This window comes from Nonomuraea typhae, from assembly GCF_009760925.1.
Lineage (GTDB): Bacteria > Actinomycetota > Actinomycetes > Streptosporangiales > Streptosporangiaceae > Nonomuraea > Nonomuraea typhae.
On the sequence record NZ_VRLV01000037.1, the window covers coordinates 1 to 2,118 of the forward strand.

The following is a 2,118-nucleotide window of genomic DNA, read 5'->3' on the forward strand; positions in this document are numbered from 1 at the left end:
GGCCTCGCCGGCCAGCCGGTCCAGCCGGTAGCCGCACGCCCGCCGCCAAAACGGCGGAAACCCGGTCGCGATCGCCTCCGCGTTCTCGGCCACCAGCCCGGGCAGCTCCCGATACAGGGCGCCTTCCAGCGTGGGCAGGGCCGCCCGCCGGGCCCGTTCGGCCTCGCTGACGGGCTCCAGCCGGGCCGTACTGCCATCGGCCAGCACCACATCCAAGGCGCGCACGTGATCGATCGTCATGCCGTAGGTCAGCGACCCGCTGCCGGCGGAGTTGTTGCCGATCATCCCGCCGATGGTGGCCCGGTTGCTGGTAGAGGTGTCCGGCCCGAACATCAGCCCGTGCCCGGCCGCGGCCCGGTTCAGCTGATCCTGCACCACCCCCGCCTCCACCAGCGCCGTGCGCGCGTGCGGGTCGAGCTCCAGGATGCGGTTCATGTGCCGGGACAGGTCCAGCACCAGGCCCGGCCCGACCGTCTGACCGGCCAGGCTGGTACCCGCCCCGCGCGCCAGCACCGGCACGCCGAACCCCGCGGCGACCTTCACCGCCGCGGCCACATCGGCGCCATGCCGGGGAAACACCACCCCCACCGGCATGATCGAATACATGCTCGCATCACGCGAGAACAGATGCCGGCTGTAGTCGTCGAAGGCCACCTCACCCTCAACGGCGGCCTTCAGCGCACGCTCCAGCCCAGCCACATCCACACCCGCACCCGCATCCGCGCCGGCCGCAGACCGGCCGGACTGGCCGGACTGGCCGCGCCGGTCGGGCGGGCCGGGCTTGTCGGGCGGGCCGGGCTTGTCGGATGTGCCGGGCGTGCCGGGCTTGTCGGGCGGGCCGGGCTTGTCGGATGTGCCGGGCGTGCCGGGCTTGTCGGGCCGGTCGGGCTTGTCGGGTGTGCCGGGCGGGCCGGGCAGGGTGGCGGTCATGGCGTCTGCAGCAGCTCGAGCGCGGCGTTCAGCCCGCGCGCGTCGATCGGCACCCCGGCCAGCATCAGGCCCATCTGCACCCCGGCCAGCGTGCCGGCCAGAGACAGGTCGTTGAAGTCGCCCAGATGCCCGATGCGGAAGACCCGCCCGGCCAGCCGGCCCAGCCCGGCGCCCAGCGACATGTTGAACCGGTCCAAGATGATCGCCCGCACCTTGTCCGCGTCATGCGTTTCGGGCATGAGCACGGCGGTCAGCGACCCGGAATACTCCCGCTCATCGGCGCACAGCACCTCCAGGCCCCAGCCGCGCACGGCGGCGCGGGTGGCGGCGGCATGGCGGCGGTGGCGCTCGAACACCTGCTGCAGCCCTTCCGCCTGCAGCAGGCGCAGGGCTTCACGCAGGCCGTAGAGCAGGTTGGTGGCCGGGGTGTAGGGGAAGAAGCCGCGCTCGTTGGCGGCCAGGATCGGCCCCCAATCCCAAAACGACTTCGGCAGATCGGCGGTCCGGTAGGCGGCCAGCGCCTTGTCGCTGACCGCGTTGAAACTCAGCCCCGGCGGCAGCATCAGCCCCTTCTGCGAACCGGCCACCGTCACATCCACCCCCCACTGCTCGTGCCGGTAGTCGATCGAGCCGAGCGAGGAGATGGTGTCGACCAGCAGCAGCGCCGGATGCGCGGCCGCATCGATCGCCGCCCGCACATCCGGGATGCGGGAGGTCACCCCGGTAGAGGTCTCGTTGTGCACCACACACACCGCCTTGATGGCATGGCCGGTGTCGGCGGCCAGCCGTTCGGCGACCACCGCCGGGTCGGCGCCGTGGCGCCAGTCGCCGGGCACGAAGTCCACGGCCAGGCCGAGCCGGCCGGCCATCTCCTGCCACAGGCCGGCGAAGTGACCGGTCTCGAAACACAGCACCCGATCACCGGCCGACAGCGTGTTGACCAGAGCGGCCTCCCACGCCCCGGTACCGGAGGCGGGATAGATGACCACCGGGCCGCTGGTGCCGAAGACGGGCTTGACCGCCTCCAGCACCTGCCGGCCCAGAGCGGCGAACTCGGGCCCGCGGTGATCGATCGTCTGCGCCGACATGGCCCGCAGCACGCTGTCGGGCACGTTGGTCGGGCCGGGGATCTGCAGGAAGTGGCGGCCGGCGGGGTAACTCATCAGAACACACCCTCTCTTCCACTAT

Annotated in this window: 2 protein-coding genes; both read right to left on the reverse strand. The window is 72.1% G+C overall.

Annotated features, from left to right (window positions below; genetic code table 11):
- On the reverse strand, positions 1-930 hold a 930-nt coding region (locus FVE25_RS53565), incomplete at its 3' end, for an FAD-binding oxidoreductase (RefSeq protein WP_246268916.1).
- Positions 927-2,093: a pyridoxal-phosphate-dependent aminotransferase family protein gene (locus FVE25_RS53570; protein ID WP_157255252.1), complete on the reverse strand. Its 1,167-nt coding sequence runs from the start codon at positions 2,091-2,093 to the stop codon at positions 927-929. The genes FVE25_RS53565 and FVE25_RS53570, both read right to left, overlap by 4 nt.
- Positions 2,094-2,118 lie beyond the last annotated feature (25 nt).